This window comes from Pseudomonas sp. NMI760_13, assembly GCF_021283245.1.
GTDB classification, from domain to species: Bacteria; Pseudomonadota; Gammaproteobacteria; order Pseudomonadales; family Pseudomonadaceae; genus Aquipseudomonas; species Aquipseudomonas peradeniyensis.
This window is the reverse complement of sequence record NZ_JAJSRC010000025.1, coordinates 78,170-102,220: the sequence shown is the minus strand read 5'-3', so window position 1 is coordinate 102,220 and position 24,051 is coordinate 78,170. Positions and strand designations below refer to the sequence as shown.

The following is a 24,051-nucleotide window of genomic DNA, read 5'->3' as shown; positions in this document are numbered from 1 at the left end:
GCAACAAATGTAGGAGCGGCCTTGCGTCGCGATGCGCCGCGCGGGCGGCGCTCGATCTGATAGGCGCTGCAAGGCTTGCGGCGGACACCAGGCAGCCTGAAGCCCCCGCAACGAGCAGCTACGCTTGCGTGCTATAGGTCACGCAAGGCCAGGGAGCTGCCTGATGAAATGCCTGTACTACCTGCTGTTGTCGCTGTTGTCGCTGATCCCCGCCGCCATGGCCGACGACGCCGATGGCACAGCACCTGTCGCGGCGCAGTTGACGGTGGCCAACCGCACGGTCTTCACCTTCCACGCCAGCGTGCTCGGCGAACCCCCGACAGTGCGAGCGCAGCGCGCCCGGGCGGTGGTCGACGAGGCCCTGCGCGGTGCCGAGGGGCTGCAGGTGCGGGTCGATCCGATGATGGACAGCCAACTGGTCCTGATCGGTGACCGGCGCGCCTTCATCGTCGCCCCGCAGGACCTGCCGGGCGGCTCGGGCGATACCCGGGCGGCCGCCGAACAGGCCGCCATGGTGTTGCGCCAGGTGGTGGACGAAACCGGCGAGGCGCGCAGCCTGCATTTCCTGTTCGTGGCCCTGGGCTACTCGCTGCTGGCCACGCTGATCTACCTCGCGCTGCTCAAGGCCACTCATGTTGCCCGGCGCAAGCTCACTGGCCTCTTGCCCAGGCTGATGCGCAACCGGGCTTACCAGCTCAAGGTGGGGCAACTGCCGTTGTTCGACATGCAGTACGTCTATGCCCTGGTCGACCGCTTGCTGCGCCTGTTCTACTGGCTGCTGGTGGCGCTGTTCAGCTACCAGTGGCTGAGCTTCGTGCTGTCGCGCTTCCCCTACACCCGCCCCTGGGGCGAGAGCCTCAACCTGCACCTGCTCGACCTGCTGCGCTACCTGCTCGACGGGATCGTCCATGCCATCCCGGGCATCGCCGTGGCGATCACCATCTTCTTCATCGCCCGTGGCATCAGCAGCTTCAGTCGCCGCCTGCTGGAGCGCCTGGCGCGCCCCGGCAGCGTGCCCTGGCTGACCGGCGAGACCCTGCAACCGACCACGCGCCTGACCTCCCTGGCCATCTGGCTGTTCGCCCTGGTGATGGCCTACCCGTACCTGCCGGGTTCGGGCACCGATGCGTTCAAGGGCTTGTCGGTGCTGCTGGGCCTGATGATTTCCCTGGGCGCCTCCAGCGTGGTCGGCCAAGCGGCGGCGGGGCTGATCCTCACCTATTCGCGCACGCTCAAGGCCGGTGAGTACGTGCGGGTCGGCGAGCACGAGGGGACGGTGACCGAGGTGGGGATGTTCAACACCACCATCCGCACCGGGCTGGGCGAAGTGCTGACCTTGCCCAACTCGATGATCACAGGTTCCGTGACCCGCAACTATTCAAGGGCGGTACAGGGGGCGGGCTATATCGTCGATACCGTGGTCACCATTGGCTACGACACGCCCTGGCGCCAGGTGGAGGCGATGCTGACCGAGGCGGCGCGGCGCACCGACGGCATCCTCGCCAGCCCCAGGCCGCAGGTGTTCCAGACCGGGCTGTCGGACTTCTATCCGGAATACCGCCTGGTCGCCCAGGCGGTGCCGAGCGAGCCCAGGCCGCGGGCAGAGCTGCTGAGCCTGTTGCACGCCAATATCCAGGATGTATTCAACGAATACGGCGTGCAGATCATGTCGCCGCATTACCTGGGCGACCCGGCACAGGAGAAGTGGGTGCCGCCCGAGCGCTGGTACAGCGCGCCGGCGCAGGCGCCGGATGCGGCGAAGCCCGATATGCCTGGCTAATCCGAGAGGCCGGCTGGCGGCGAAAAGGCAGTGGTGGCTTTTTGATTCTATTCTTGGAAGGGTCTGTCAGTCTGCATGAACAGGGAGGTGTCAAGATGAGAGTGGAACTACTGGCTGTGATGCTCGTGCTCAGCTCAGGTGCTATCGCCCAGGATTGGGGCAAGTTTTCCAGCCCCCTCAATGTCGAGTTAATGAAGACCAATCGAGATATTCGCTTGCTTCAGGACTTCACCTATACCGGGCCCAGGCCGGGGAAACTGTTCTGGCTGGCGCCCAAAGACACGATATCCGATGGCGCTTCGATACCGAAAGTAGCCTGGGGCGTGGTTGGGGGGCCGCTGGATGGCCAGTATCGGCAGGCGGCCATCATCCACGATGTGGCGTGCGTGAAGCGAACAAGGAGCTGGCAGGATACCCATAGGGCTTTTTATACAGGCATGAGAGCTGCTGGAATCGGAGAGACTCAAGCCAAGGTCATGTATGGCGCGGTGTATCACTTCGGACCGCGCTGGGCGGAGCCGGAGTTCGTCAAGATCCCCAGAACACGGACGACAACCTTTGACACTGAGTTTGCGCAATTCAAAGCGGCGCTGCCGCCTGGCAAGGAGGCTGAATTGATAAGCGACGGTCGAGTGATATCCAGAACCGTATCGGATGGACTGTTCACAAGTGAGTCGATAGACGAGGTCGTAGGCGCAGTGGTCGAAGTGCGCGAGGTACAACCGCCAGCCACACAGGCGGCCTTCGACAAGATGCGCAGTGAGATCGAGCGGAGCAACCCCAGCCTGGATGAGATCGAGAAGCTACCCGTCTCGAACCTGTAGCGCGGTCAAACATCATTTTCGCGGGCAAGCCCACTGCCACAGGTATTGCGCGAACCGCTGTGGCAGCGGGCTTGCCCGCGAAGGGCTGCAAAGCGGCCCCGATAAACGACAAACCTTCTCAAGTGAAGCGCGCAAGGCCGCTCATCCGGGCCAATTCAAAGGCGCGCCCCACAGTGATCAGGCCACCGCCTCACGACTGGCACTTGCCGCCTTGGTGTGCCAAAGGGTCGGCACCATGAACGCGATCGCCAGCACGCACGCGCTCACCAGCAGCACGAAGCCGCCGTCCCAGCCGAAGTGGTCGACGGTGTAGCCCATCGCCGCGCTGGCCGCGACCGAGCCGCCCAGGTAGCCGAACAGGCCGGTGAAGCCGGCCGCGGTGCCGGCGGCTTTCTTCGGCGCCAGCTCCAGCGCCTGCAGGCCGATCAGCATCACCGGTCCGTAGATCAGGAAGCCGATGGAGAACAGCGCGATCATGTCGACGGTCGGGTTGCCCGGCGGGTTGAGCCAGTACACCAGGGTGGCGACGGTCACCAGGGCCATGAACACGATGCCGGTCAGGCCGCGGTTGCCGCGGAAGATCTTGTCGGACATCCAGCCGCACAGCAGGGTGCCGGGGATGCCGGCCCACTCGTAGAAGAAGTACGCCCACGAGGTGGTGTCGACGCTGAAGTGCTTGGCTTCCTTCAGGTAGGTCGGCGCCCAGTCGAGCACGCCGTAGCGCAGCAGGTAGACGAACACGTTGGCCAGGGCGATGTACCACAGCAGTTTGTTGCGCAGCACGTACTCGACGAAGATCTGCTTGGCGCTGAACTCCTGCTCGTGGCTTTCGTCGTAGCCTTCCGGGTAGTCGTTCTTGTACTGCTCGACCGGCGGCAGGCCGACCGACTGCGGGGTGTCACGCATGGTGGCGAAGGCGAACACGGCCACCAGCACCGCCACGGCGGCGGGCACGTAGAAGGCGGCGTGCCAGTCGTTGGTCCAGCCCAGGCCCAGCAGGAACAGCGGGCCGATCAGGCCGCCGCCGACGTTGTGGGCGACGTTCCACACCGAGACCACGCCACCGCGCTCTTTCTGCGACCACCAGTGCACCATGGTCCGCCCGCTCGGCGGCCAGCCCATGCCCTGGGCCCAGCCGTTGATGAACAGCAGCACGAACATGATCGTCACGCTGGACGTGGCCCAATGCGCGAAACCGAAAATGAACATCACCCCGGCCGAGATCAGCAAGCCGAAGGGCAGGAAGTAGCGCGGGTTGGAGCGGTCCGAGACCAGGCCCATGAGGAACTTGGACAGGCCGTAGGCGATGGCGATGGCGGAAATCGCCACGCCCAGCTGGCCACGGGTGTAGCCCTCTTCCTCGATCAGGTAGGGCATGGCCAGGGAGAAGTTCTTGCGCAGCAGGTAGTAGCCGGCATAGCCGAAAAAGATCCCGGCGAAGATTTGCCAGCGCAGGCGACGATAGGTGCTGTCGACGCGCTCGTCGGGCAGCGGCGCCTGGTGCGCGGCAGGGCGGAAGAAGGCAAACATGTGAAGCTCCCAACTTGTTATAGGTATGCGAAAACGAATTTTACATTTTCGTTACAGAAAAAATATCTGTTTCGCGGGGAGCAGGTGTTGTTTTGTGAAAATTGCCGTGTTTCTCGACGACAGGTTGATGGCAGATACCTGACACGAATAATGGCAAAAGGCTACAGGCTAATCGGAAGTGAACCACTTTTCCGGCTCGACTATGGATAGAAGAGCCGAAACACATGGATATTCACGTAACGCAAGCCGAGCGCACCAGCACCGCCCCCCGCGACACGCAACTGCCCCTCCTGCACATCACAACGGAGCACTTGCGTGCCTGGCGCCTGGCGGCCGACGTGCTCTTCAGCACGGCGACCAGGGCAGGCGATGCATTCAGTGCCTCGCTCGAGGTCTTTCATTGCCAGCGATTTTTGTTGTGCCGTGGTTACCTGGAGGGCGCCCGCTATGGCCGTGACGCGCACCGTCTGGACGGGTGCGACCTCGATCACTATGTGCTGCACCTGCCGCTGCAACGTGGCCTGGCCGCTGGCAATGGCATGCGCGTGCGGGCGCGGGATGTGGTGGTGCTGGACCTGACACAGCCGGCGGCTTTTGCCATGGCCGGCGGCGAAGGCCTGAGCCTGGTGATACCCCGTACCGCGCTGGCGCACCCCACATGGCAGTTGCATGGCCTGCGCCTGGGACGGGAGAGCCCGATGGGGCGCCTGCTCGCCAGCCTGCTGTCGTCGCTCGCCACGGCCGCGCCGCAACTGACCCAGGACCAATTGCTACACCTGGGCCAGCCGCTGGTGGGAGTGATCGGTGCCTGCCTGATCAGCGCGGCAGCTTGCCGCCAGGTCAGGGCCTCGCCCACACAGGGCGACCTCGGCCGACGGGCGCGCAGCTACATCGAGCGCAACCTGCAACGCAACGACCTTACCCCGACGGTGCTGGCCAAGGCCATGGGTACCTCGCGCAGTCAGTTGTATCGGGCATTCGAGCGATTCGGCGGGGTGCGCCACTACCTGCTGCAACGGCGCCTGCGCCGCTACCTGCAAGCGTTGGGCGAGCCCGGCAATGCCGGGCGGCGCATCGGCGACCTGGCCTACGACCATGGTTTTACCGATGAGGCGCACTTGCGCAAGGTGTTCCGCAAGGCCTTCGGCCTGTCTCCACGCGCGGCGCGTACCGCCTTGCAGCGAGGCGAGCTGGCCTGCCCGGATGCGCGAGTCGGCGAGCCGCCCTCGATGGCGCGCTGGCTGCGCGAGTTGGCCAGTCATTGATTCGGGACGGCTGACCCGATTTCCGGGACGCACGCCCCCGGACACGCCCCAGGCCCATCCGTAATCTGGGCTCACCTGGTAACCCAACCATCCATCCAACCCGGTGCCGTCGTCAGGGCCTGAACCCTGCAACGCGTGGGGCATACCGAAGCCACCCGGACGGCATCGGCACCGCATGAGACAAGGAGCGTCGGTCGTGGCGAATCAATCCCTCCATCACCTCATCCAGAGCATCGCCGGCGCGGTCGCCGAGGCGCAGGACAAGATCCAGCGCTTCCAGGTGTCGACCGTGCGCCAGTACTTCGACGAGGACAACCGGCCGGTCAGCATCGATGTGCGCCTGCCGTCCCATTCGCCCGAGGCGAAGGAAGGCGAGGAGCGCGTGGTACGGGTCCCGCTGCTGTCGCTGGTGGGGGCGCGGCTGATGGCCGTGAAGGACATGGAAATCTCGTTCGAGGTAGGGCTGAACGCCGATGACGGTTCGGCCGCGAACGTCGGCCCGGCGACTGCCGGTGATGACGACTCGGGCTGGCCGAGCGAGACCCACAAGGCTCTGAACGTCGACCTGGGCGTTCGCCGCAATGGTGAAGGCGGGCCGCTGGCGCGCGTCACCCTCAAAGTCGAAACCCAGCCCCCTTCGGAGGGGATGGCTCGGCTGCTGCAAAACCTCGATAAATTGATCTAGGAGAAACACAAATGGCTAACTTCTCGATGGGTGACCAGTTCCGCGGCCTGCCTATGGGCGACCTGATCGGCGGTCCTCTCACAGCCGCTTGCGACGCCCAGGTCCGCCTGGCCAATGCCACCGCCGACTTCATCAAGGTGATCGGCTTCCTGCCTGACCCCAACAACCCGACCGACCCCAACGCGGTGGGGGATGTGCGCACGGTCAGCTTCCGCTTCGACCGTCCGTCCACCAGCAAGCCCGACGACGGCACCATCCCGATGGAACGGGTGGAGCTCGAAGTCCCGTTGCTGGCGGTGGTCAAGGTGCCGAACCTGTCGATCAACAAGGTCGACATCACCTTCGACATGGAGGTGAAGAACTCCGAGCAATCGCGCGAAGCCACCGACGCCCAGGCGGCGATGTCGGCCGAGGCCAGCGTGGGCTGGGGGCCGTTCAGCGCCAAGGTCAACATCTCCGGCTCGGTGTCCTCGCACAAGGAGAACACCCGTTCGACCGACCAGTCGGCCAAGTATCACGTCGAGGTCCACGCGGCCGACGACGGTATGCCGGAAGGACTGGCCCGGGTGCTGGACATGATCTCGCAGTCGGTCGCGCCCAAAGCCATCACCCAGCAGTAAGCGGTGATCGGCCCAATGCCAGCCCTGTGGTCGTGTGAGCGCTAGCCAGGGGTTGGCCGTCAGACTTTTCCGGAAAGGAGTTCCGTGATGTTCGATCTAACGGACGTGGGATATGTGAAACGCATCGTCGTCGGCAGCACCGATCCGGAGAAGCTGACGTCGCACGAGCTGATCCAGGCGCAGACCGCGCTGCTCAACCGCTGCCTCAGCGAACCGCCCAAGGGGCGCATCGTCGGCATCGAGAAAACCTTCAACCTGCTCAACATCGGCGAGCACCAGGTGGTGCTGCAGTCACTCATCTACCACGTGGGCTTCGCCCGTCGGCCGTTCTGGCTGGCCGACGAACAGGAGGCCTCGTGATGAACCACTTCGCAGAGTTCGTCCACGCGCTGGGCGGCGCCGTGCAGTGCGCGCGGCACGCCACCGGGCAACGCTGGCCGGGGATCCGGATCGCAGAGATGCAGGTGGTGCTGGCCGCCACCCTCGAGCCCGGCGATGCGCCGGGGAGTCTGGCGCTGCGTGTCGGTCGCGCGCCACGGCGCAATGAAACCTTGCATGAGCTGAGTATCAACGTGCCCGGCGATGCCGGTGAGGCGATTGTCGTTTGCCTCGATGGCGAGCTGTTCGGCCACTACGGGAGGCCCGGTGATGGCCAGGCCGACTGAGCGCTCGATGCGTTTGCTGCTTTCAACCCAGGAGACCCGAACCATGCGCACGATTCTCAAGAACAAACCAGGCCAACCGGCTCGGATGTCCACCGGCAAACGCGTGCTGTGCGCCATCGGCGCGGCCGCATTGTCGGCGCTGGTGGCGTTGGGGGCGATCCAGCCCGACCTGGCCTTGGCCATCGCCAAGTGGGCGGGGCTGGTGCTGGCGTTCTGAACCCATGAATCACCCAACAAGGAGAGTCACCATGAGACATCTGGCAACCGCACTGGCCGGTGCCCTTGCACTGGCCGGCCTGGGATCGGCGTGGGCCGACGAGTACCAGGGCACATTCAAGGACAACGGCACCAACGTGCCGGTGCTGCTGAACATCGATCCTGGCGCGGGCTTGGGCAAGAACGCCGGCAAGGTGCGCTTCGGCGCGGGATGGGCGTGCGATTTCGCCCTGGAGTTCAACGGCGCAGACGGGCCGGAGCGCAGCTACAGCCTCAAAGGCGGTGGGGCGGGCCGCTGCGGGCCGCTGACCCTGGGCTACCTGCAGAGTCGCCAGGGCAGTGACGGCCTGCAGATCCAGTTGTTCACCCAGGCCAACAAGCTCGCCTACAGCGCCACCCTGGTGCCGCCCGCCAGGTAGCCGCCACAAGCAACCGACATCCATTCGCTTCGCCATCAAGGCACGGCCTGGCCGCTGCCCCACGGGGAGCGGCTTGCCCGAAAAAAGGAGCTGACCATGTGCATCACCAACACCGTAGGGACGGGCGGCAACAACGCCACCGCCGATGTGCGCAGCCTGCAGCTGCTGCTCAACCTCAACAGCGGTCAACGCGGCTTCAGCTGCGCGCTTGGCATCGATGGCCTGTGGGGGGGCGGCACGCGCAGTGCGCTGGACAACTTCCAGCAGCTTGTCGGCAGCCCGCAGGGCAAGCCGGTGGCGCCGGGCGATGCGACCCTGGCCGCCTTGCGCGTGGGCCTGCCCGGTGGGCTGGTCGCGCCCAAATTGTGGCTGGCGCTGATCAATGCCAGCGGCGCACGTATCGATGCCTTCCACCAGCCGGTGCTCGACGTGCTGACCCGCTACCGCATAGACACGCCGCTGCGCATCGCCCACTTCCTTGCCCAGATCGCCCATGAGAGCGGCTGCCTGCGTTACACCGAGGAGCTGGCCAGCGGGAGTGCCTACGAGGGCCGCAAGGACCTGGGCAACCTGCAACCGGGCGACGGGCCGCGCTTCAAGGGGCGCGGGCTGATCCAGCTGACCGGTCGCGCCAACTACCGCCAGTACGGCCAGTACTGCAAGCGCGATTTCGAGAACAAGGACGACCCCTCCCTGGTCAGCAGCGACCCGGCCCTGGCGGTGGACGTCGCCGGCTGGTTCTGGGCCAACCGCAAGCTCAACGACTGGGCCGACAAGGATGACCTGCGTGAGGTTACCCGCCGGGTCAATGGCGGTTTCAACGGCCTGGACGACCGCGCCGCGTACCTCGCCCGGGCCAGGTGGCTGCTGGTCGGCTGAACCCCATTCCCCCTTTTCGCCGGCAGCGGCGGAACCCGAGGACAACAACGTCCTGTCACCGTAAAAAAGGAGCTTCATGATGAAAAAGACTTTCGTGTTCCCACATGCACGCGTCGCGCTGGCTGGGCTGGCGGTCATCGGCAGCCTGGCGTTCAGCCTGGTGCCGGTGGCGTCCGCCCAGGCCGCCGTGGCATGTCCACAGCCCAATTCGGGCGGCGTGCCGGCGGTCAATCAACAGCATGTGTTCTGCGGCGAGGTGGCCAACAACCGGGCCAAGGGCTTCCACAGCAGGCCTGGCGGACAGTTGCCCGCCACCGTGGCCTTCACCGCGGCGACCACCAATACGCCGGTCGGGCCGGCCGGGATCTATGTCCTGCGCAGCTTCAACATCACCCAGAACGGCGTGACCGCGAGCAAGTCCATCTCCACCATGTTCCCGGACAGCTGCTCGCAAGCCAATGTGGTGGCGGCCATCCAGAATGCCTACAACAACCGCACCTCGCTGAACGGCAACGAGTTCCGCGGGCCGTCGGGGGCGCATTGCGTGGCGGGCAACCCTGGCGCATCGTTCAACATCGTCGGATATCTGAATGGGGCTGGCACGGTGGTGACCACCGCCTATCCTGACTACTGATCCTGCGTCACCCTCACCAGGGCCGGGCATCATGCCCGGCTCTTCCGTATCCCTGGCAAAGGAGCCTGCTCATGTCCAATCCCCGCCCCCCAGGCCTGCAGCAGTTTCTCGACGACGAGGTGACGGCCGTGGCACTTGAGCATTTGCTCGAGAAGGCCCTGGCCGCACGTCGCAACCGAGTGGTGGAGGCCTACAGCGGCAACGCCTACCACGTTGCCTTCGAAGAGGACGCCGTGGTGATCGAACACCACTACAGGGAGGACTGGCCTGCGCTGCGCCTGCCTTTGGACAGTTTCATCGATACCCTCCAGGGTTGGCAGCCGAAAGCGCGTTATTGAAACCCTGCGCCGGGCCTGCACGCCGGTGATGCGTACCAGGTTTTTCGCGGGCCTGTGAAGGTCAATCGAGCACTGGCCGCAGGAAGTTGCGTTCGTAGCTGAGGATGAAGCGTTGCTCGTTGGCCAGGGCGAAGGCGGCGATGCACTGCGGATCGGTTTCCGAGGCTGTGCGGTACTGCTCGTAGGCGGCCAGGCTGGGGAAGCTGAACAGGGCGTAGGCAACATTGTTGGCGCCTTCGCTGGGCAGGAAGTAGCCGTGGTGGGTGCCGCCCATGCGGTTGACCAGGCCGATCCACAGCTTGCCGTAGGCCTCGAAGGCCGGGATCTGGTAGGGGTCGATGATGTACTTGAGGTGGCAGGTGATCATTGCACGCAATCCTTTGGGTGAGCCGGGTGGCTCACCTTACAGGGGCGGATGGCGGCCGTCACTGGGGGGCTGGTTGTCGCCAGATCAGTTGGTCGGTGGGATAGCCCTGCCGGCGTGCCAGCTCCAGCAGCTGTTCTCGGGTCTGGGCGCTGACGGTCGCTGAGCGCGACAGCAGCCACAGGTACTCGCGGTTCGGGTGGCCGACCAGTGCCACGCGATAGTCCGGGTCGTGGTAGAGCACCCAATACTCGCCCTTTGTCAGGTTCGGTGCCAGGCGGCTGAGCCAGTTGTCGAAGCGTACCCAGAGCTTGTCGGTGCGTCCGGCCACCTGCGGCTCGGCGACGCCTAGGGCTTCGTTCCACTGGCCGTCCTGCTCCAGGCAGCGATTGGTCACGTCGATACGGCCGTCCTCGCGCAGGCCGTAATGGGCCTCGGACTGCACGCAGTGGCGCTGGAAGAACATCGGCAGGCGCGCCAGTTCGTACCAGGTGCCCTGGTAGCGCTGCAGTTCGACCTGCTGCGTGGTGGGCGGCGGCTCATCGCGGGCGCTGGTGCAGCCCATGAGCACGAGGGTGAGGCAGCAGCAAAACGGCACGGCCAGGCGCATCGCCATGGGAAACCTCCTGAAGGGGGGGGAAGGGCTCACATGATGTTCGATGCGCGGGCCGGCCAAAGGTTTTACTGGGCTGGGCGTGAGGTCTCCACGCTCAGCACTTCGGTATAGATGGCTTCTACGGTCTGGTCGAGCTTGAGATTCTTCATGCGTGCCTGCAGTTCGGGGTCCTCGACCTTGACCACCTGCAGCTTGCCTTCCGGTGGCAGCAGTGTGACTTCGTGGGTGTTCAGGTCGATCTTCTTGATCTGCGAGGTGACCTTGACCTGACGGAACGCCTCGCCACCCGGGTTGGGGTTGTCCTTGGTGGCGCGGATGGTGCCCGATTCCTCGGAGGCCTTGGGAGCGCCGCCGACATTGGTGTTGAGCACATAGGCGATGGCACGGGTCACTTTGATATCGACCTGATCGCCCACCTTGAGATTGGGCAGGGCCTTGGCCTGTTCGGTGAGCTGGAAGGTCACGTCCTTGTCGTGGGGACCCTTCACCGTGACCTGGCGGTTGGGCAGGTCGATCCTGGTCACTTCAGTGGTGACATGGCTTTCCAGCGCTTCGCTGGCGATGGGCAGTTCGGCGGCGTGGACGGTGAGGCTGGCGGCGGACACTAGCGAGGCGAAAGCAACAGCGCGTGCGAGGGTGGCAGTCATTGGCCTGTCTTCCTTGTGGTCGATACCGGTGGGTGTATGCGAGAAGAAGCATAGACACTGGTTGGCAGGTGTGTGGCCAATGCTGGCCTCATCGCGGGGCAAGCCCGCTCCCACGACTGTCAGGCAGCGGTACCAACGTGGGAGCGGGCTTGCCCCGCGATGAGGCCGGTTCAGGCACTACAAAGGTTGATGATCACGCTCGCGCTTGGCCTTGGACACACTCACCGCCCCCGGCAAGCTCACGGCGTTCTTCGCCGCCAGCACTTCGGCCATCACGCTCACCGCGATTTCCGCCGGGGTCTTGCTGCCGATGTAGATGCCAATGGGCCCATGCAGCCGTTCGAGCGACTGCTCGGTTTCGCCGAAGTGCTCGATCAGCCGTTCGCGGCGCAGCTGGCTGTTACGTCGCGAGCCGATGGCGCCGATGTAGAATGCCGGACCATGCAGGGCCTCTAGCAGCGCCAGGTCGTCGAGCTTGGGATCGTGGCTGACGGCGATGATGCAGGTGCGCAGATCGGCCTTGAAGTCGCGTACCACATCGTCCGGCATGCCCTTCAGGTATTCGACGCCGGCGACCGACCAAGTGGCCATGTGCTCGGGCCGAGGGTCGCACACCGCCACCCGGAAGCCGTTGAACAGGGCCATGGTCGCCAGGTACTCGGCCAGCGCCCCGGCGCCGATCAGCAGCATGCGGTAGCCGGGGCCGAGGGTGTTGGTCATCTGCCGGCCGTCGAAACGGAACTGTTCCGGGGTGGCGGTGGGTTCGAGGTTGACCGCGCCGTCGGCCAGGGTCAGTTGGCGACGCATCAGCTGGCCGTTGTCGAGTTGCCCCAGCAGTTGTCGCAGCGAGGCGGCGGCGGGCATGAACTCGAGGATCAGCTCCAGCGTACCGCCGCACGGCAGGCCAAAGCGGTGGGCGTCGTCGGCACTGATGCCGTAGCGGATCACCTCGGGTGCCCCTTCGGGCAGGCCGGGGCCGCCGTAGGCGGTGGTGTAGCGGTGGATCAGGTCGTCCTCGATGCAACCGCCGGATACACTGCCGACCACCCGACCGTCGTTGCGCAGGGCCATCATCGAACCGACCGGACGCGGCGACGAGCCCCAGGTGCGGGCGACGGTGGCGAGCAGCACGCGGTGGCCGGCCTGGAGCCAGTCATGGGTGGTGCGCAGGACCAGCAGGTCGATGCTTTCCATGGTGTATGAAACCTCGTGTTGCCGAGTGCCTGTGGGAGCAACGGTCTTGCTCAATGTCTAAAAGCTGACACGATCCCTGTGGGAGCGGGTTTACCCGCGAACACCGGCAGAGCCGGTGCCATCCACCGCGTCACCGGCTTCGCGGGTGAACCCGCTCCCACAGCGCTGCTCAGCGCATATGCAGGATGATCGGGCTGCTGCTGGCCGGGTCGGTATGCCCGCGCAACGCGCCCACCGCCTTGGCCTCTACCGCGCCGCCGTGATTGCCCCACGCACTGCGGGCGAAGCTCAGCACCTGGGCGATCTCCTGGTCCGATAACTGCTCGCGGAACGCCGGCATGCGGTAGGCATCCGGCACCCCGGCGGCGACGATGCGCTGCGAGCCGTTGAGGGTGATGTTGGTCGCCGAGGCATTTTCCGCGGCCAGCATCGAGGTGGCACCCGCCAGCGGCGGCATCCACTCGGTCTGGCCCTTGCCGTCCAGGCCATGGCAGCTGGCGCAGCGGGTCGCGTAGGTATGCGCCCCCGGCGTGTCGAGCCCCGCGGCTACCGCCTGATACTGCCAGGGTGCGCCGTCACGCCCCGGGTCGCCGGGCAGCGACTTGAGGTAGCGGGCGATCGCGTTCAGGTCGTCGTCGCTCATGAACTGCGTGGAGTTGTTGAACGCCTCGGTCATCGAGCCGTACACCACCGCGTGCTTGTTTCGTCCGGTCTTGAGGAACTGCACCATCTCCGGCTCGCTCCAGCGCCCGAGTCCGGTGTTGTGGTCCTGGCGCAGGCTCGGCGCGTACCAGCCATCGAGCAGGGCGCCGGCGAGGAACGGTGCGCCGCTCTCGTCCAGGGCCTTCTCGTTGAAGGCCAGGCCCCGAGGTGTGTGGCAACTGCCGCAGTGGCCGGGGCCCTGGACGATGTAGGCGCCGCGATTCCACAGCGGGTCCTGGTCGGCCTTCTGCGCATAGGCGCTGGTCGGCGCGAACAGGCCGTTCCACAGGGCGATGGGCCAGCGCAGGTTCAGCGGCCAGGGAATGTCGCTGGGGACATTGGCCTCGGCGGCCGGCTGCACGCCCTTCATGAAGAACGCATAGAGCGCCCGCACATCGTCGTCGCTGAGCTTGACGTAGGACGGGTAGGGCATGGCCGGGTACAGCCGTCGCCCACCCGGCGCGACGCCCTGGCGCACCGCGCGGTCGAAGTCGGCCAGGCTGTAGGCGCCGATGCCGTGCTCGCGGTCCGGGGTGATATTGGTGGCATGGATGGCGCCCAGCGGCGTGGCCATTTCCAGGCCGCCGGCAAACGGTGCCTTGCCCGGCAGGCTGTGGCAGGCCACGCAGTCGCTGAGCCGGGCGACGTACTCGCCACGGCTGACCAGGGCGGCGTCGGCGCTGTCGGTGGCGCTGAAGGGCGAGGCGGGCTCGCGGGTGGCGTACCAGGCCAGCAGGCCTGCCGCGACCAGGCACGGCAAGGCCAGCCAGCCTGCGGTTCTTGCGAATCGGCTGTTGTTCATGGGCTGTCCTTGTCGTGTCAGCTGAAGGTATGGCGGCTCAGGGGCATGCTGCGCACGCGCTGGCCGGTGAGCTGCGCCACGGCGTTGGCCACCGCGGGCGCCACCGCCGGCAGCGGTGGCTCACCGATACCGCCCATCTTCGCCCCGCTCTCGACGATGCGCACATGCACCCGGGCCATGCGCGATGGCGGCAGCACCGGGTACAGGTCATAGTTGCGCGCCCGTGGCATGCCGTTGAGCCACACCGCTTCCTCCAGCAGCACCTGGGACAAGCCGAGGGACACCGCGCCGTTGACCTGGGCTTCGATGATCGCCGGGTTGACGATGCTGCCTGGGTCGATGGCCTGCCAGATGTCGTGCACCCTGACCTGGCCGCCCTCCAGCGATACCTCGGCGATCACCGCCGCCTCCGAGCCGAACGGCGAGGCCATGGCCACGCCACGGGCGCGCTTGCTGCCGTCCTCGGCGGTGAACGGGCCGCGTTTCCAGCCGCCGGACAATTCCGCCACCGCCTGTAGCAGGGTGGTCAGGCGAGGGTTGCCCTGCAGCAGTTGCAGGCGCAGCTCGTAGGGGTCATGGCCGCCCTTGTCGGCCAGTTCATCGAGGAACGACTCGTAGAAGAAGTCGTTCAGCGAGTTGCCCACCGAGCGCCAGTAGCCGAGCATGGCCGGGCCTTTGACGTAGATCTGCGCAATGCGCTTGTTGGCGATGGCGTAGGCCTTGCCCGACAGCCCTTCGAGGGCGGTGGGGTCGACCTTGTCACCCTGCTTGCCGGCGAGCGCCTCGGTCGGACCTTCGGTGGCGCTGATCGCCTCGATGGCCACCGGCAGGCCTTTGTCGTCCAGGCCGGCGCGGAACTTGACCACAGCCATGGGGCGCATGGCATCGCGCAGGAACTCCTCTTCGCGGCTCCAGATCAGTTTCACCGGCCGGCCCACGGCCTTGGCCAGGGCGATGGCCTGCGGGTAGGGGTTGGCCGAGTCGTACAGGAAGTGGCGGCCGAAGAAGCCGCCGAGCAGTGGCGAGTGCAGGGTGATCCGCGCAGGGTCCAGGCCGGTGCGCTTGGCGATGTCGTCGCGGAACATGTCCTGGGCCTGGTTCGGCAGCCACACCTCCAGGCTGCCGTCGGGGTTGAAACGGGCGGTGGCGGAGGGCGGTTCCAGCTGAGCATGGTTGAGGTACTGGTTGTGGTAGGTGGCCTCGACGGTGGTCTTGGCGCTGGCCAGGGCGCCAGCTACGTCGCCCTGGTTTTCCTCGTCGCGGCTCGGCCCGGTCTGGGCGGCCAGGTGGTCGCGCCAGCCGTCAGTGGAAAAATCGGCGGGCATTGGCCGCACCTGGCTGTCGGCAGCCGCCTCCTTCCAGTCCACCTGCAGCGCTTCGACCGCGCGCTTGGCGTGCCACCAGCGTTCGGCGACCACGGCCACCGCGCCGGGCAGCTGGTGCACCGAGTGCACGCCCTTCATGGCCTTGACCTGTTCCTCGTTGCGCAGTCCGCCGACGCTCATGCCCAGGCGCGGCGCATGCTGCACGGCGGCGTGGAGCATGCCGTCGACCTTGATGTCGATGCTGTAGATGGCCTTGCCGGTGGACTTGTCGTAGGCGTCGAGGCGTTGCACCGGCTTGCCGATCCAGCGGAACTGGCTGGGGTCGCGCAAGGTGACGCTGGCCGGGTCCGGCACCGGCAGGTCCATGGCCGTTTCGGCCAGTTCACCGTAGCCGAGCGAACGGCCCGAAGCGGCATGCACCACCTTGCCCGGCTCGGTGGTCAGCTCGCTCACCGGCACGCCCAGCTGCTGGGCGCCGGCTTGCAGCAGCATGGCCCGGGCCAGGGCGCCGAGGCGGCGCATGGTCGGGTAGCTCATGCGCACCGACATGCTGCCGCCGGTGATGCGCAGGCCGTTTTCCATGACCACGTAGGCTTCGCCGGCGGGCGCGCTTTCGACCAGGAAACGGGCAGGCTCGAGGTCCAGCTCCTCGCCGACGATCTGCGCCATGGCGGTGTTGACGCCTTGCCCACCCTCCATGAATGGGCTGAGCAGACGCACGCTGCCGTCCGGGCGCAGCTCCAGGAAAGCCGGCACCTGGGTACCGCGCTCCGTGGCGCTGGCGGCCTGTACGCGTGGTGCACCCACTGGCAGGCCGAAGCCGAGCACCAGCGCGCCCACGGTGGTGCCGACCAAAAAGCGCCGGCGCGACAGGTTGACGGTTTCGCCTGCTGGCAGTTTCAGCAAGTCTTCGGGGGTATCGATGCGTGTGCTCATCAGGCTTTACCCCCTTCGGCGAGATCGTGCACGGCGGCATGGATGGCGTTGTAGGTGCCGCAGCGGCACAGGTTGACCATGGCCGCGTCGATCTGCGCAGCGCTGGGCTTGGGCGTGTGCTTGAGCAGCGCGGTGGCCGCCATCACCTGGCCGGACTGGCAGTAGCCGCACTGGGCCACCTGGTGCTCGACCCAGGCGGCGACCACGCGCTTGCCAACCGCGTCGTTTTCGATGGCCTCGATGGTGGTGACCTCGCGGCCGACCACGCCGGCCACCGGGGTGACGCAGGCGCGCACCACGTTGCCGTCCACCAGCACCGAGCAGGCGCCGCACTGGGCCAGGCCGCAGCCATACTTGGTGCCGGTCAGGCCCAGGTCGTCGCGGATCACCCAGAGCAAGGGCGTGTCGGCGTCAGCCTCGACCTGGTAGGTCTGCTGGTTGATTCGTAGTTCCATGGGCTCACCTGCTGATCATCGGTTGTGGAAGCGGGGAATACGCTGTTCCCCAATCCAGAAACGCTAGCACAGGGGCCCATTGCGCAACCGATACACCCCACAGATTCAGAGGATCAGGCAAGCAATCCGGCGGAATGCGCAAGTAGCCTCAATCGATGCGCGGATGCTGTTGCGCGAGGGTCTGGCGCCGGGCCTCGAGCTCGGCGATCTGTGCGTCGATGTCCTCGATCTTCTGCTCAATGTTGTCGTGGTGCTCCTGCAGCAGCTCGCGGGCTTCCTCGATGTCCGAGGCGGCCGGGGCGGCGCCGCGCAGCGGGCGGTTGGCGGTCTCCTTCATGGTCAGCCCGGTGAGCAGGCCGATCACGGCGATGACCATCAGGTAGTAGGCCGGCATGTACAGGTTGTCGGTGGTCTCCACCAGCCAGGCGGCCAAGGTCGGGGTGAGGCCGGCGATCAGCACCGAGATGTTGAAGGCGCTGGCCAGGGCGCTGTAGCGGATATGGGTGGGGAACATCGCCGGCAGGGTCGAGGCCATCACGCCGATGAAGAAGTTCAGCAGCACGGCGAGGATCAGCAGGCCGGCGAAGATCACCGCCAGCTTGCCGCTGGTGATCAGCATGAACGCCGGGATCGCCAGCAGGAACAGGCCGACGCTGCCAATGATGATGAACGGCTTGCGTCCCCACTTGTCGCTGAGCAGGCCGATGATCGGCTGCACGAAGAGCATGCCGACCATGATCGCGATGATGATCAGCACACCGTGGTCCTCGCTGTAGTGCAGGTTGTGCGAGAGGTAGCTGGGCATGTAGGTGAGCAGCATGTAGTAGGTGACGTTGGTGGCGATCACCACGCCGATGCAGGTCAGGAGGCTGCGCCAGTGCTGCGTGGCGACTTCCTTGAACGACACTTTCGGGCCGCTGGCCAGGCCTTCGCGGTCGCCTTGCTCAAGCTTGTCGACGTGCTGCTGGAACGCCGGGGTTTCCTCCAGTGCATGGCGCAGGTACAGGCCGATCAGGCCCAGCGGCAGGGCCAGGAAGAACGGCAGGCGCCAGCCCCATTCGAGGAACTGCTCCTCGCCGAGCACCGTCGAGATCAGCACCACCACCCCGGCGCCGAGGACGAAGCCGGCGATCGAGCCGAAGTCCAGCCAGCTGCCGAGAAAGCCGCGCTTGCGGTCCGGGGCGTACTCGGCGACAAAGATCGACGCGCCGGTGTATTCGCCGCCCACCGAGAAGCCCTGGGCCATCTTCGCCAGCAACAGCAGGATCGGCGCCCAGATGCCGATGCTGGCGTAGGAGGGGATCAGGCCGATGGCGAAGGTGCTCAGCGACATGATCACGATGGTCGCGGCCAGCACCTTTTGGCGTCCGTAGCGGTCGCCCAGGGCGCCGAAGAACAGCCCGCCCAGCGGGCGGATCAGGAACGGCACGGAGAAGGTGGCCAGGGCCGCGATCATCTGCACGCCGGGGCTGGCGTTGGGGAAGAACACCTTGCCCAGGGCATAGGCGACGAAGCCGTAGACACCGAAGTCGAACCACTCCATGGCATTGCCCAGGGCGGCGGCGGTGATGGCCTTGCGCATCTTGGCGTCGTCGACGATGGTGATGTCCTTCAAACCGATGGGCTTGACGGGTTTCCTGCGTGATTTCATGGGCCGTTGTCCTTGAGGCTTGGGGCATGGCCATGGTTTGGCCAGCCTTGTACCTAGGGTCAGATACAACGGCGCGCTAAATAATTCCCTGCTGGGGCATTTGCGTGGGGTAAACCATGCGCGAATTCTGTAGGAGCGGCCTTGCGCCGCGAAAGGGCCGCAAAGCGGCCCCGGCGAATTATGCGTCTGCGCTGAGATCCTGGGGCTGCCTTGCAGCCCTTTCGCGGCGCAAGGCCGCTCCTACACAGGGGAGGGCGCATGGCTTGAGGACGGCGCTGGTCAGAGCGTGCGAGACATCAACCAATGGCTATGCCCCCAGGCCTCGAACGGTTCCATGTGCGTCCAGCCGCGCTTGGCGTAATACGCATCCTGGTCATGGGTATGCAGGTAGAGCGTGGCAACTCCGTTGCTGCGGGCATGCTCGCAGACACCTTCGATCAGTTGCTCCGCCAGCCCTTGCCCACGCGCCTCTGGGGCGACGAACACGCAGGCCAGCCAGGGGCCGAGGTCGCGGCGCCCGGGCAGGTCGTCGCTGGCCAGGGCGGCACTGCCCAGCAGGCGGTCGCCGTCCAGGGCAACCAGGCATTGCCATTGACCGTTGTGTTGGCCTTCGGCGAATTCGCGTTGCCAGTCGGCCAGCGGCACGTCCGCGTATTCATAGTGGAACTGTTGGTGCAGCCATTGGGCGAGGGTATCGCTGTGGGCCATGTGGTGTTTCAGCCAGTCCAGGCGGCGCATGACGATGTCCTTTTCAGGGGCAGGAGGGGCGGACCTTTGCGCGAAGCATACACCGCGGTGCGTGATCGACGAGGATGATGGCGTTTTGATTTTAAGGGTGCGCAGCCGCTATCCTTGCGCCTGTATTCACCAAGGAAGAACCATGCGTCTGTCGTCCTGCCTCAAATCGGTTGTCGCCCTGTCACTGGCCGCCCTGCTCGGAGCCTGCTCCAACTACCACTACAAGGAGTACCAGGGTGACTGGGCGCCTGAGACGATGACGCCCTATGATCTGTCCGGCAACCAGGCCGACGCGCCGGTCGTGTACTTCGCCACCATCCGCTACCGCGCCCTGGGCGTGCCGTTCCATCGCCTGCTGCTGGCCACCCATGTCGATGACCAGTTGCTCGAGGGGGCCGGGCGCCGCTCGATCCTCGATATCGCGGGCAAGCAGGCGCTGCGGCTGACGCCGGGCAAGCACTCGCTGAGCTGGTGCTGGGCCTCGATGAACGCGCTGGGCACCGGTGGCGGCAAATGCGGTTTCACCGCGCGCGACGTCGAGTTCCGTGCAGGCAAGCGCTACATCGTCGATTTTGACACCGTCGATGCCATCAACGGCCCGCCCGGGCGAGAGACGATGACCATCACCATCACCTCCGAGATTCGCGACCTCGATACCCGGGAGGTGGTCTACCCGCCCAAGGGCAGCGAAGCATTGACCAAGAGCATGGACGGTTGATCGACCCGACCCGCGCAAGCTGGCTCAGCGCGTGTAGATGGGTTTTCCGGCAAACCAGGTCTGCAGCACCTGGGTGTCGCGCAGCGCCTGGGGTGCGACACTGAAGATATCGCGGTCGAGTACGATCATGTCGGCCTGTTTGCCGGCCTTGAGCGAACCGATCTGCCGTTCCAGGCGCATGGCCCGGGCGGCGTTGAGGGTATAGGCCTGGAGCATCGTCTCGCGGTCGAGGGCCTCGGCGGCGTTGAGCACGCCCTTGGGGCCGACGCGGCTGATGGCCTGGTAGATGGCCTGCCAGGGGTCAGGGGTGCTGATCGGCCAGTCGCTGGCGCCGGCGATGGTGGCGCCATGGGCAAGCAGCGAGTGCGCCGGGAAGGTGTGCAGGAAGGCCATGGCATCGACGTAGGGTTTGACCAGCTCCAGATTGGCCTCGTCGGCGCTGGCCCAGTACAACTGCATCGAGGCGATCACGTCCAGCTGCTTGAAGCGTGCGTACTCTTTCGGGTTGACCATCTGCAGGTGGGTGATCGAGTGCGCGATGCCGCTGGCGCGATCACGGCGGGCCTGGGCCACGCCGTCGAGCGCCGCGCGCACGGCGCGGTCGCCGATGGCGTGCACATGCACCAGCCAGCCACGGGCGTCGGCGGCGCTCACCAGTTCGCCGAAGTGCGCCGGGTCCAGCAGCAGTTCGCCGTGCTGCCCCGAGTTGCGGTAAGGCTTGAGCATCGCCGCGCTCTGCGCCGGCATCTCGGCGACGCCATCGGCGAACACCTTGATGCCGGGCAGGGTGAGGTTGGGTACGCCGAGGAACTGCCGGCGCACCTTGTCCAGCTCATCCAGGTCGGCCGGACGGGCTTTGGAATCGGCCATCAGCAGCGCGGCCACATGGGCGGTCAGTTCGCCGCGCAGGGCAAGGGCCCTGTACACCGGCAGCACGCCGAGCGAATCGTTGTGTACGTCGGCACCGGGCAGCTCGTTGGCCAGCGGGTCCATCCAGCCGGTGACGCCCAGGCTTCGATAGTGCGCCAGGGCCTGGCGCCCGGCGCTCATCAGTGTGTCGTGGGTCAGTGCCGGCAGCAGGTCGGTGACCGGGTACAGCCCGGCGTCGACGAGAAAGCCGTTCGGCGTACCGTCCGAGTGCTGGCCGATGGTGTTGCGGGCCACGGCTGGCAGGGCGGCGATCTTTGCCGCATCGATGCCGGCACGGGTGAGCATGGCGCGGTTGGCCCAGCCGGTGTGCATGTCGTTGGCGGCGAACAGGATCGGTTGGTCGGCCCACTCGCCCTGGTTGAAGCGCTGCTCGAGCGCGGCCAGGTCGTCCCAGTAGGTCGGCGGCAAGCCGCCGACGCTGAGGAACTCGCCGCGTCGTGCCTTGCCGTCCTCACGCCACTGGCGCAGGCGTTGTTCCAGCGCGTCGAGGGGGATCTGCACACCGGCCAGGTCGGCCAACTCCAGCTGCAGGCCACCCTTGATGGCATGGGAGTGGGAGTCGAGCAGGCCGGGCATCAGCACCTTGCCGCCCAGGTCGATGGTCCGCGTGCCATCGACCTTCAGGCGCAGCACGGCCTGGTCGGAGCCCACCGCGACGATCTTCTCGCCCTCCACCGCCACGGCTTGCTGCAGTGGCTGGCCCGGCTCGGCGGTGTAGACCTTGGCGTTGTGCAGGATCAGGTCGACGGCGGCGAAGCCGGGCAGGGCGGCGCAGGCCAGGCCGGCGCCAAGCGCGATCTTCAGGAACTGCTTCATGCGATGCCTCGTGCTTGATGGGGGAGGCGGCAGGCTAGCCAAGCGGGAAGGGTGTTTAAACGGCACGGCAGGCACAACTTTATTCGCGTTCTGGAAAGAGTGCTTGCTGCTCCCCATCGATTGCCGCCTGCGCATGAATCCATGGATACTCCACGGCGCCCCAAGTGTGCCAACCAGGAAGCAACCATGGACAAAATGACGGCCCTGACCATCTTCGTCGCCGCCGCCGAACACGGCAGCTTCAGCCGTGCCGCCGAGCAGCTGGGCAAGACGCCGTCGGCCATCACCAAGGCCGTCGCCCATCTGGAAGCCGAGCTGGGGGTGCGCCTGTTCGAGCGCACCACCCGACGCATGGCGCTGACCGAAGCCGGCACCCTCTACCTGGAAGGCGCGCGACAGGCCTTGATGCATCTGCAGCGGGTCACCGAAGAAGTGGAGCAGTTGCAGCATGAACTGCGCGGCACCTTGCGCATCACCGCACCACCGTCGTTCGGCCCGGCCTTTCTCAACCAGGTGTGCTGCCGCTTCATGCGCGAGCACCCGCAGGTGCGCCTGGAGGTGAACCTCAACGATGCCAACGAGGACCTGATCGACGGCGGCTACGACCTGTCGCTGCGCGACGGTCCCACCGACCAGCCCGAGCTGATCGCCCAGCCGCTGATCGAGAACCGCGTGATCCTGTGCGCCAGCCCGGACTACCTTGCCCGACGCGGCGAGGTCATCAACCTGGACAACTACGCCCAGCATGACTGGCTGCTGCTGCGCCACCCGTTGCTCAACCGCAGCTTCTGGTGGATCGAGCACGAGGGCCAGACCCAGCGCGTGCGCCAGCCGACGGCCAGGCTGGTCAGCGACAACTTCGACTTCCTGCTGGCCTGCCTGCTCGATGGCCAGGGGCTGCAGTTCATCCCCACCTGGTGCGCGGCACCCTACCTGGCCAATGGGCAACTGCTGGAGGTGATGCCTGATTACTGGCGGGCGCTGAGCGCGTTCGGTCCCTGGGTGCATGTGCTGTACCTGCCGCATCGGCGCAATACGCGCAAGGTGCAGGCATTCATCGCCCTGTTGCATGAGCACTTGCGCGGGCAGGGCCTGCGCGCCTGAGTTTTTCCTGGCGGGCACAAAAGTTGTGCGGGGCCTGGCGATGATCGGGGTGGGGCCTCGCCGCTAGGCTTGCCGCTTGCGTCCCATCAGGAAAGCCGCCGTGAAGATTCATACCTGCGTCACCGATACCCTCGATCCCCATGCCCGCGGCCGTCAGGTCGGCGAGCGCTTTGCCGGGCAGATCGGCGAGACCACCCAGCTGTACCTGGACTTCTTTCCCCGCGTCGGCGTGACGCTGGGCGAAGCGCAGCGCATCGGCGAGAACAGCCTGGCCGCCCTCGAGGCCTGGAGCCCGGACCTGGCGGCGGAAATCACCGGCCTGGCCAGTGGCAGCGGCCTGCCGTTGTGGCAGTTGGCGAGCCTCAACGCCCGCACCGAGGTGCTGGCGGCACGCACCCGCCACAGCGAATGCTCCACCACCGTGCACGCCCCCCGTGGCCCGCGTGCGCCGCAGACCCTGCAGACCTGGGACTGGCACGACAGCCTGTGCCCCCATGGCCTGATGCTGGCCCTGCGCAGCCGCCAGGGCCTGGCGGTCAAGCTGTTCTGCGAGTTTGGCATGCTGGCCAAGCTGGGGATCAACAGCGCGGGCCTGGGCCTGCACTTCAACATCCTTCACCACCGCAGCGACAACACCGCCGGCGGCGTGCCGGTGCATGCCATCGCCCGACGGCTGCTGGAGGAGGCTCGCAGTGTCGACGAGGCCATCGAACTGGCCCGTTCGGCGCGGGTCAGCGCCTCCACCGTGCTCACTGTGTTCTCCCGCGAGGACCGCAGCCCACGTGCGGTGAGCATCGAGCTGAGTCCCGAGCGCACGGCGCTGGTGCTGCCCCGCGAGGATGGCTGGCTGTTGCACACCAACCATTTCCTCGACCCGCAGCTCAGTACCGGTGAGCAGGTCGCCGACCGGGCCGAGACCGAGGGCCGGCTGGCCCATCTGCAACAGGTGGTCGGCCAGATGACCAGCGCCGACCCGCGTGCCCGTGCCGAGGCCATGTGCGGCGCTGCGGGCGATGCCGCGCCGATCTGCTTCCATCCGGACCTGGCGCTGCCCGACACCGAGCGCTGGGAAACCCTGCTCAGCGTGGCCATCGACACCGAGCACGGCCATCTCGACTACGTCGCCGGCACCCCGCTACAACTGGCCAAGGCCGGCTGCCAACGTTTCTGAGCCCATCCGCATCACGAGAACAACAAC

Annotated in this window: 26 protein-coding genes; 15 read left to right on the top strand and 11 right to left on the bottom strand. The window is 66.2% G+C overall.

The features are described 5' to 3' along the window. Window positions 1-217 precede the first annotated feature (217 nt). Complete coding sequence (locus LU671_RS22135) at window positions 218-1,780, top strand: mechanosensitive ion channel family protein (RefSeq protein ID WP_232856933.1); 1,563 nt, start codon at window positions 218-220, stop codon at window positions 1,778-1,780. Window positions 1,781-1,875: 95 nt separating this feature from the next. Continuing rightward, window positions 1,876-2,604, top strand: coding sequence for a DUF1353 domain-containing protein (locus LU671_RS22130; RefSeq protein ID WP_232856927.1), 729 nt, complete (start codon window positions 1,876-1,878; stop codon window positions 2,602-2,604). A 177-nt stretch (window positions 2,605-2,781) separates the two neighbouring features. Here the strand turns inward: LU671_RS22130 and glpT are convergent, their stop codons facing one another. Beyond that, window positions 2,782-4,134: a glycerol-3-phosphate transporter gene (glpT, locus tag LU671_RS22125; protein WP_203647318.1), complete on the bottom strand. Its 1,353-nt coding sequence runs from the start codon at window positions 4,132-4,134 to the stop codon at window positions 2,782-2,784. A 224-nt stretch (window positions 4,135-4,358) separates the two neighbouring features. Here glpT and LU671_RS22120 point away from each other — a divergent pair, with 224 nt between their 5' ends. The 10 genes from LU671_RS22120 to LU671_RS22075 all read left to right on the top strand — a co-directional run bounded on the left by LU671_RS22120 (window position 4,359) and on the right by LU671_RS22075 (window position 9,855). After that, window positions 4,359-5,399 carry a helix-turn-helix domain-containing protein gene (locus LU671_RS22120; RefSeq protein ID WP_232856926.1) on the top strand — a complete coding sequence of 347 codons (1,041 nt, stop codon included), beginning with the start codon at window positions 4,359-4,361 and terminating at the stop codon, window positions 5,397-5,399. 196 nt (window positions 5,400-5,595) lie between these two features. Beyond that, the gene (locus LU671_RS22115; protein ID WP_232856925.1) at window positions 5,596-6,084 is read left to right on the top strand and encodes a DUF2589 domain-containing protein; all 489 of its coding nucleotides are present in this window, start codon (window positions 5,596-5,598) and stop codon (window positions 6,082-6,084) included. An 11-nt stretch (window positions 6,085-6,095) separates the two neighbouring features. Next, entirely contained in the window at window positions 6,096-6,704 is a 609-nt protein-coding gene (locus LU671_RS22110) for a DUF2589 domain-containing protein (RefSeq protein ID WP_050706450.1), read from the top strand. An 87-nt stretch (window positions 6,705-6,791) separates the two neighbouring features. After that, on the top strand, window positions 6,792-7,064 hold the full coding sequence (locus LU671_RS22105; protein WP_050706449.1) for a hypothetical protein: 273 nt from the start codon (window positions 6,792-6,794) through the stop codon (window positions 7,062-7,064). Further along, window positions 7,064-7,369, top strand: coding sequence for a hypothetical protein (locus LU671_RS22100; RefSeq protein ID WP_232856924.1), 306 nt, complete (start codon window positions 7,064-7,066; stop codon window positions 7,367-7,369). Before LU671_RS22105 ends, LU671_RS22100 begins: the two co-directional genes overlap by 1 nt. A 43-nt stretch (window positions 7,370-7,412) precedes the next feature. After that, window positions 7,413-7,586 (top strand): hypothetical protein, encoded by a 174-nt coding sequence (locus tag LU671_RS22095; RefSeq protein WP_225933215.1) that lies wholly within the window; start codon window positions 7,413-7,415, stop codon window positions 7,584-7,586. Between the two features lie 31 nt (window positions 7,587-7,617). Next, window positions 7,618-8,004: a hypothetical protein gene (locus tag LU671_RS22090; RefSeq protein WP_186732609.1), complete on the top strand. Its 387-nt coding sequence runs from the start codon at window positions 7,618-7,620 to the stop codon at window positions 8,002-8,004. Window positions 8,005-8,100: 96 nt separating this feature from the next. Beyond that, the gene (locus tag LU671_RS22085; protein ID WP_232856923.1) at window positions 8,101-8,883 is read left to right on the top strand and encodes a glycoside hydrolase family 19 protein; all 783 of its coding nucleotides are present in this window, start codon (window positions 8,101-8,103) and stop codon (window positions 8,881-8,883) included. 79 nt (window positions 8,884-8,962) lie between these two features. Further along, window positions 8,963-9,517 (top strand): EndoU domain-containing protein, encoded by a 555-nt coding sequence (locus tag LU671_RS22080; RefSeq protein ID WP_203647312.1) that lies wholly within the window; start codon window positions 8,963-8,965, stop codon window positions 9,515-9,517. A gap of 71 nt (window positions 9,518-9,588) precedes the next feature. Next, the gene (locus tag LU671_RS22075) at window positions 9,589-9,855 is read left to right on the top strand and encodes a hypothetical protein (protein WP_232856922.1); all 267 of its coding nucleotides are present in this window, start codon (window positions 9,589-9,591) and stop codon (window positions 9,853-9,855) included. 61 nt (window positions 9,856-9,916) lie between these two features. Here LU671_RS22075 and LU671_RS22070 read toward each other — a convergent pair whose 3' ends face one another. The 9 genes from LU671_RS22070 to LU671_RS22030 form a co-directional block, all read right to left on the bottom strand. Further along, window positions 9,917-10,222: an NIPSNAP family protein gene (locus tag LU671_RS22070; protein WP_232856921.1), complete on the bottom strand. Its 306-nt coding sequence runs from the start codon at window positions 10,220-10,222 to the stop codon at window positions 9,917-9,919. Window positions 10,223-10,280: 58 nt separating this feature from the next. Continuing rightward, on the bottom strand, window positions 10,281-10,835 hold the full coding sequence (locus LU671_RS22065) for a lipocalin family protein (RefSeq protein ID WP_232856920.1): 555 nt from the start codon (window positions 10,833-10,835) through the stop codon (window positions 10,281-10,283). Window positions 10,836-10,900: 65 nt separating this feature from the next. Further along, on the bottom strand, window positions 10,901-11,482 hold the full coding sequence (locus LU671_RS22060) for a hypothetical protein (RefSeq protein ID WP_232856919.1): 582 nt from the start codon (window positions 11,480-11,482) through the stop codon (window positions 10,901-10,903). Between the two features lie 177 nt (window positions 11,483-11,659). Beyond that, window positions 11,660-12,676 (bottom strand): XdhC family protein, encoded by a 1,017-nt coding sequence (locus LU671_RS22055; RefSeq protein WP_232856918.1) that lies wholly within the window; start codon window positions 12,674-12,676, stop codon window positions 11,660-11,662. A 169-nt stretch (window positions 12,677-12,845) separates the two neighbouring features. Continuing rightward, window positions 12,846-14,180, bottom strand: coding sequence for a c-type cytochrome (locus tag LU671_RS22050; RefSeq protein ID WP_232856916.1), 1,335 nt, complete (start codon window positions 14,178-14,180; stop codon window positions 12,846-12,848). 17 nt (window positions 14,181-14,197) lie between these two features. After that, on the bottom strand, window positions 14,198-16,441 hold the full coding sequence (locus LU671_RS22045; RefSeq protein WP_232856913.1) for a xanthine dehydrogenase family protein molybdopterin-binding subunit: 2,244 nt from the start codon (window positions 16,439-16,441) through the stop codon (window positions 14,198-14,200). Further along, window positions 16,441-16,896, bottom strand: a complete 456-nt coding sequence (locus LU671_RS22040) for a (2Fe-2S)-binding protein (protein ID WP_203647304.1) — start codon at window positions 16,894-16,896, stop codon at window positions 16,441-16,443. Before LU671_RS22040 ends, LU671_RS22045 begins: the two co-directional genes overlap by 1 nt. Window positions 16,897-17,044: 148 nt before the next feature. Beyond that, window positions 17,045-18,547: a glycine betaine/L-proline transporter ProP gene (gene proP / locus LU671_RS22035; RefSeq protein WP_203647303.1), complete on the bottom strand. Its 1,503-nt coding sequence runs from the start codon at window positions 18,545-18,547 to the stop codon at window positions 17,045-17,047. Window positions 18,548-18,826: 279 nt separating this feature from the next. After that, on the bottom strand, window positions 18,827-19,285 hold the full coding sequence (locus tag LU671_RS22030; RefSeq protein ID WP_232856911.1) for a GNAT family N-acetyltransferase: 459 nt from the start codon (window positions 19,283-19,285) through the stop codon (window positions 18,827-18,829). 142 nt (window positions 19,286-19,427) lie between these two features. Here LU671_RS22030 and LU671_RS22025 point away from each other — a divergent pair, with 142 nt between their 5' ends. Continuing rightward, window positions 19,428-20,003: a hypothetical protein gene (locus LU671_RS22025; RefSeq protein WP_110739648.1), complete on the top strand. Its 576-nt coding sequence runs from the start codon at window positions 19,428-19,430 to the stop codon at window positions 20,001-20,003. A 24-nt stretch (window positions 20,004-20,027) separates the two neighbouring features. Here the strand turns inward: LU671_RS22025 and LU671_RS22020 are convergent, their stop codons facing one another. After that, window positions 20,028-21,749, bottom strand: a complete 1,722-nt coding sequence (locus LU671_RS22020; RefSeq protein ID WP_232856910.1) for an amidohydrolase — start codon at window positions 21,747-21,749, stop codon at window positions 20,028-20,030. Between the two features lie 186 nt (window positions 21,750-21,935). On the opposite strand from LU671_RS22020, the gene LU671_RS22015 reads away from it, so the two are divergent. Both LU671_RS22015 and LU671_RS22010 read left to right on the top strand, forming a co-directional pair. After that, window positions 21,936-22,853 (top strand): LysR family transcriptional regulator, encoded by a 918-nt coding sequence (locus tag LU671_RS22015; protein WP_110739646.1) that lies wholly within the window; start codon window positions 21,936-21,938, stop codon window positions 22,851-22,853. A 100-nt stretch (window positions 22,854-22,953) separates the two neighbouring features. Then, window positions 22,954-24,024: a C45 family autoproteolytic acyltransferase/hydolase gene (locus LU671_RS22010; RefSeq protein ID WP_232856909.1), complete on the top strand. Its 1,071-nt coding sequence runs from the start codon at window positions 22,954-22,956 to the stop codon at window positions 24,022-24,024. The last annotated feature ends 27 nt before the right edge of the window (window positions 24,025-24,051 follow it).

Coding starts and splice junctions, on each gene's coding strand:
- LU671_RS22135 (WP_232856933.1), top strand. CDS start 218: ATGGCCGACGACGCCGATGGCACAGCACCTGTCGCGGCGCAGTTGACG.
- LU671_RS22130 (WP_232856927.1), top strand. CDS start 1,876: ATGAGAGTGGAACTACTGGCTGTGATGCTCGTGCTCAGCTCAGGTGCT.
- glpT (WP_203647318.1), bottom strand. CDS start 4,134: ATGTTTGCCTTCTTCCGCCCTGCCGCGCACCAGGCGCCGCTGCCCGAC.
- LU671_RS22120 (WP_232856926.1), top strand. CDS start 4,359: ATGGATATTCACGTAACGCAAGCCGAGCGCACCAGCACCGCCCCCCGC.
- LU671_RS22110 (WP_050706450.1), top strand. CDS start 6,096: ATGGCTAACTTCTCGATGGGTGACCAGTTCCGCGGCCTGCCTATGGGC.
- LU671_RS22105 (WP_050706449.1), top strand. CDS start 6,792: ATGTTCGATCTAACGGACGTGGGATATGTGAAACGCATCGTCGTCGGC.
- LU671_RS22100 (WP_232856924.1), top strand. CDS start 7,064: ATGAACCACTTCGCAGAGTTCGTCCACGCGCTGGGCGGCGCCGTGCAG.
- LU671_RS22095 (WP_225933215.1), top strand. CDS start 7,413: ATGCGCACGATTCTCAAGAACAAACCAGGCCAACCGGCTCGGATGTCC.
- LU671_RS22090 (WP_186732609.1), top strand. CDS start 7,618: ATGAGACATCTGGCAACCGCACTGGCCGGTGCCCTTGCACTGGCCGGC.
- LU671_RS22085 (WP_232856923.1), top strand. CDS start 8,101: ATGTGCATCACCAACACCGTAGGGACGGGCGGCAACAACGCCACCGCC.
- LU671_RS22080 (WP_203647312.1), top strand. CDS start 8,963: ATGAAAAAGACTTTCGTGTTCCCACATGCACGCGTCGCGCTGGCTGGG.
- LU671_RS22075 (WP_232856922.1), top strand. CDS start 9,589: ATGTCCAATCCCCGCCCCCCAGGCCTGCAGCAGTTTCTCGACGACGAG.
- LU671_RS22070 (WP_232856921.1), bottom strand. CDS start 10,222: ATGATCACCTGCCACCTCAAGTACATCATCGACCCCTACCAGATCCCG.
- LU671_RS22065 (WP_232856920.1), bottom strand. CDS start 10,835: ATGGCGATGCGCCTGGCCGTGCCGTTTTGCTGCTGCCTCACCCTCGTG.
- LU671_RS22060 (WP_232856919.1), bottom strand. CDS start 11,482: ATGACTGCCACCCTCGCACGCGCTGTTGCTTTCGCCTCGCTAGTGTCC.
- LU671_RS22055 (WP_232856918.1), bottom strand. CDS start 12,676: ATGGAAAGCATCGACCTGCTGGTCCTGCGCACCACCCATGACTGGCTC.
- LU671_RS22050 (WP_232856916.1), bottom strand. CDS start 14,180: ATGAACAACAGCCGATTCGCAAGAACCGCAGGCTGGCTGGCCTTGCCG.
- LU671_RS22045 (WP_232856913.1), bottom strand. CDS start 16,441: ATGAGCACACGCATCGATACCCCCGAAGACTTGCTGAAACTGCCAGCA.
- LU671_RS22040 (WP_203647304.1), bottom strand. CDS start 16,896: ATGGAACTACGAATCAACCAGCAGACCTACCAGGTCGAGGCTGACGCC.
- proP (WP_203647303.1), bottom strand. CDS start 18,547: ATGAAATCACGCAGGAAACCCGTCAAGCCCATCGGTTTGAAGGACATC.
- LU671_RS22030 (WP_232856911.1), bottom strand. CDS start 19,285: ATGCGCCGCCTGGACTGGCTGAAACACCACATGGCCCACAGCGATACC.
- LU671_RS22025 (WP_110739648.1), top strand. CDS start 19,428: ATGCGTCTGTCGTCCTGCCTCAAATCGGTTGTCGCCCTGTCACTGGCC.
- LU671_RS22020 (WP_232856910.1), bottom strand. CDS start 21,749: ATGAAGCAGTTCCTGAAGATCGCGCTTGGCGCCGGCCTGGCCTGCGCC.
- LU671_RS22015 (WP_110739646.1), top strand. CDS start 21,936: ATGGACAAAATGACGGCCCTGACCATCTTCGTCGCCGCCGCCGAACAC.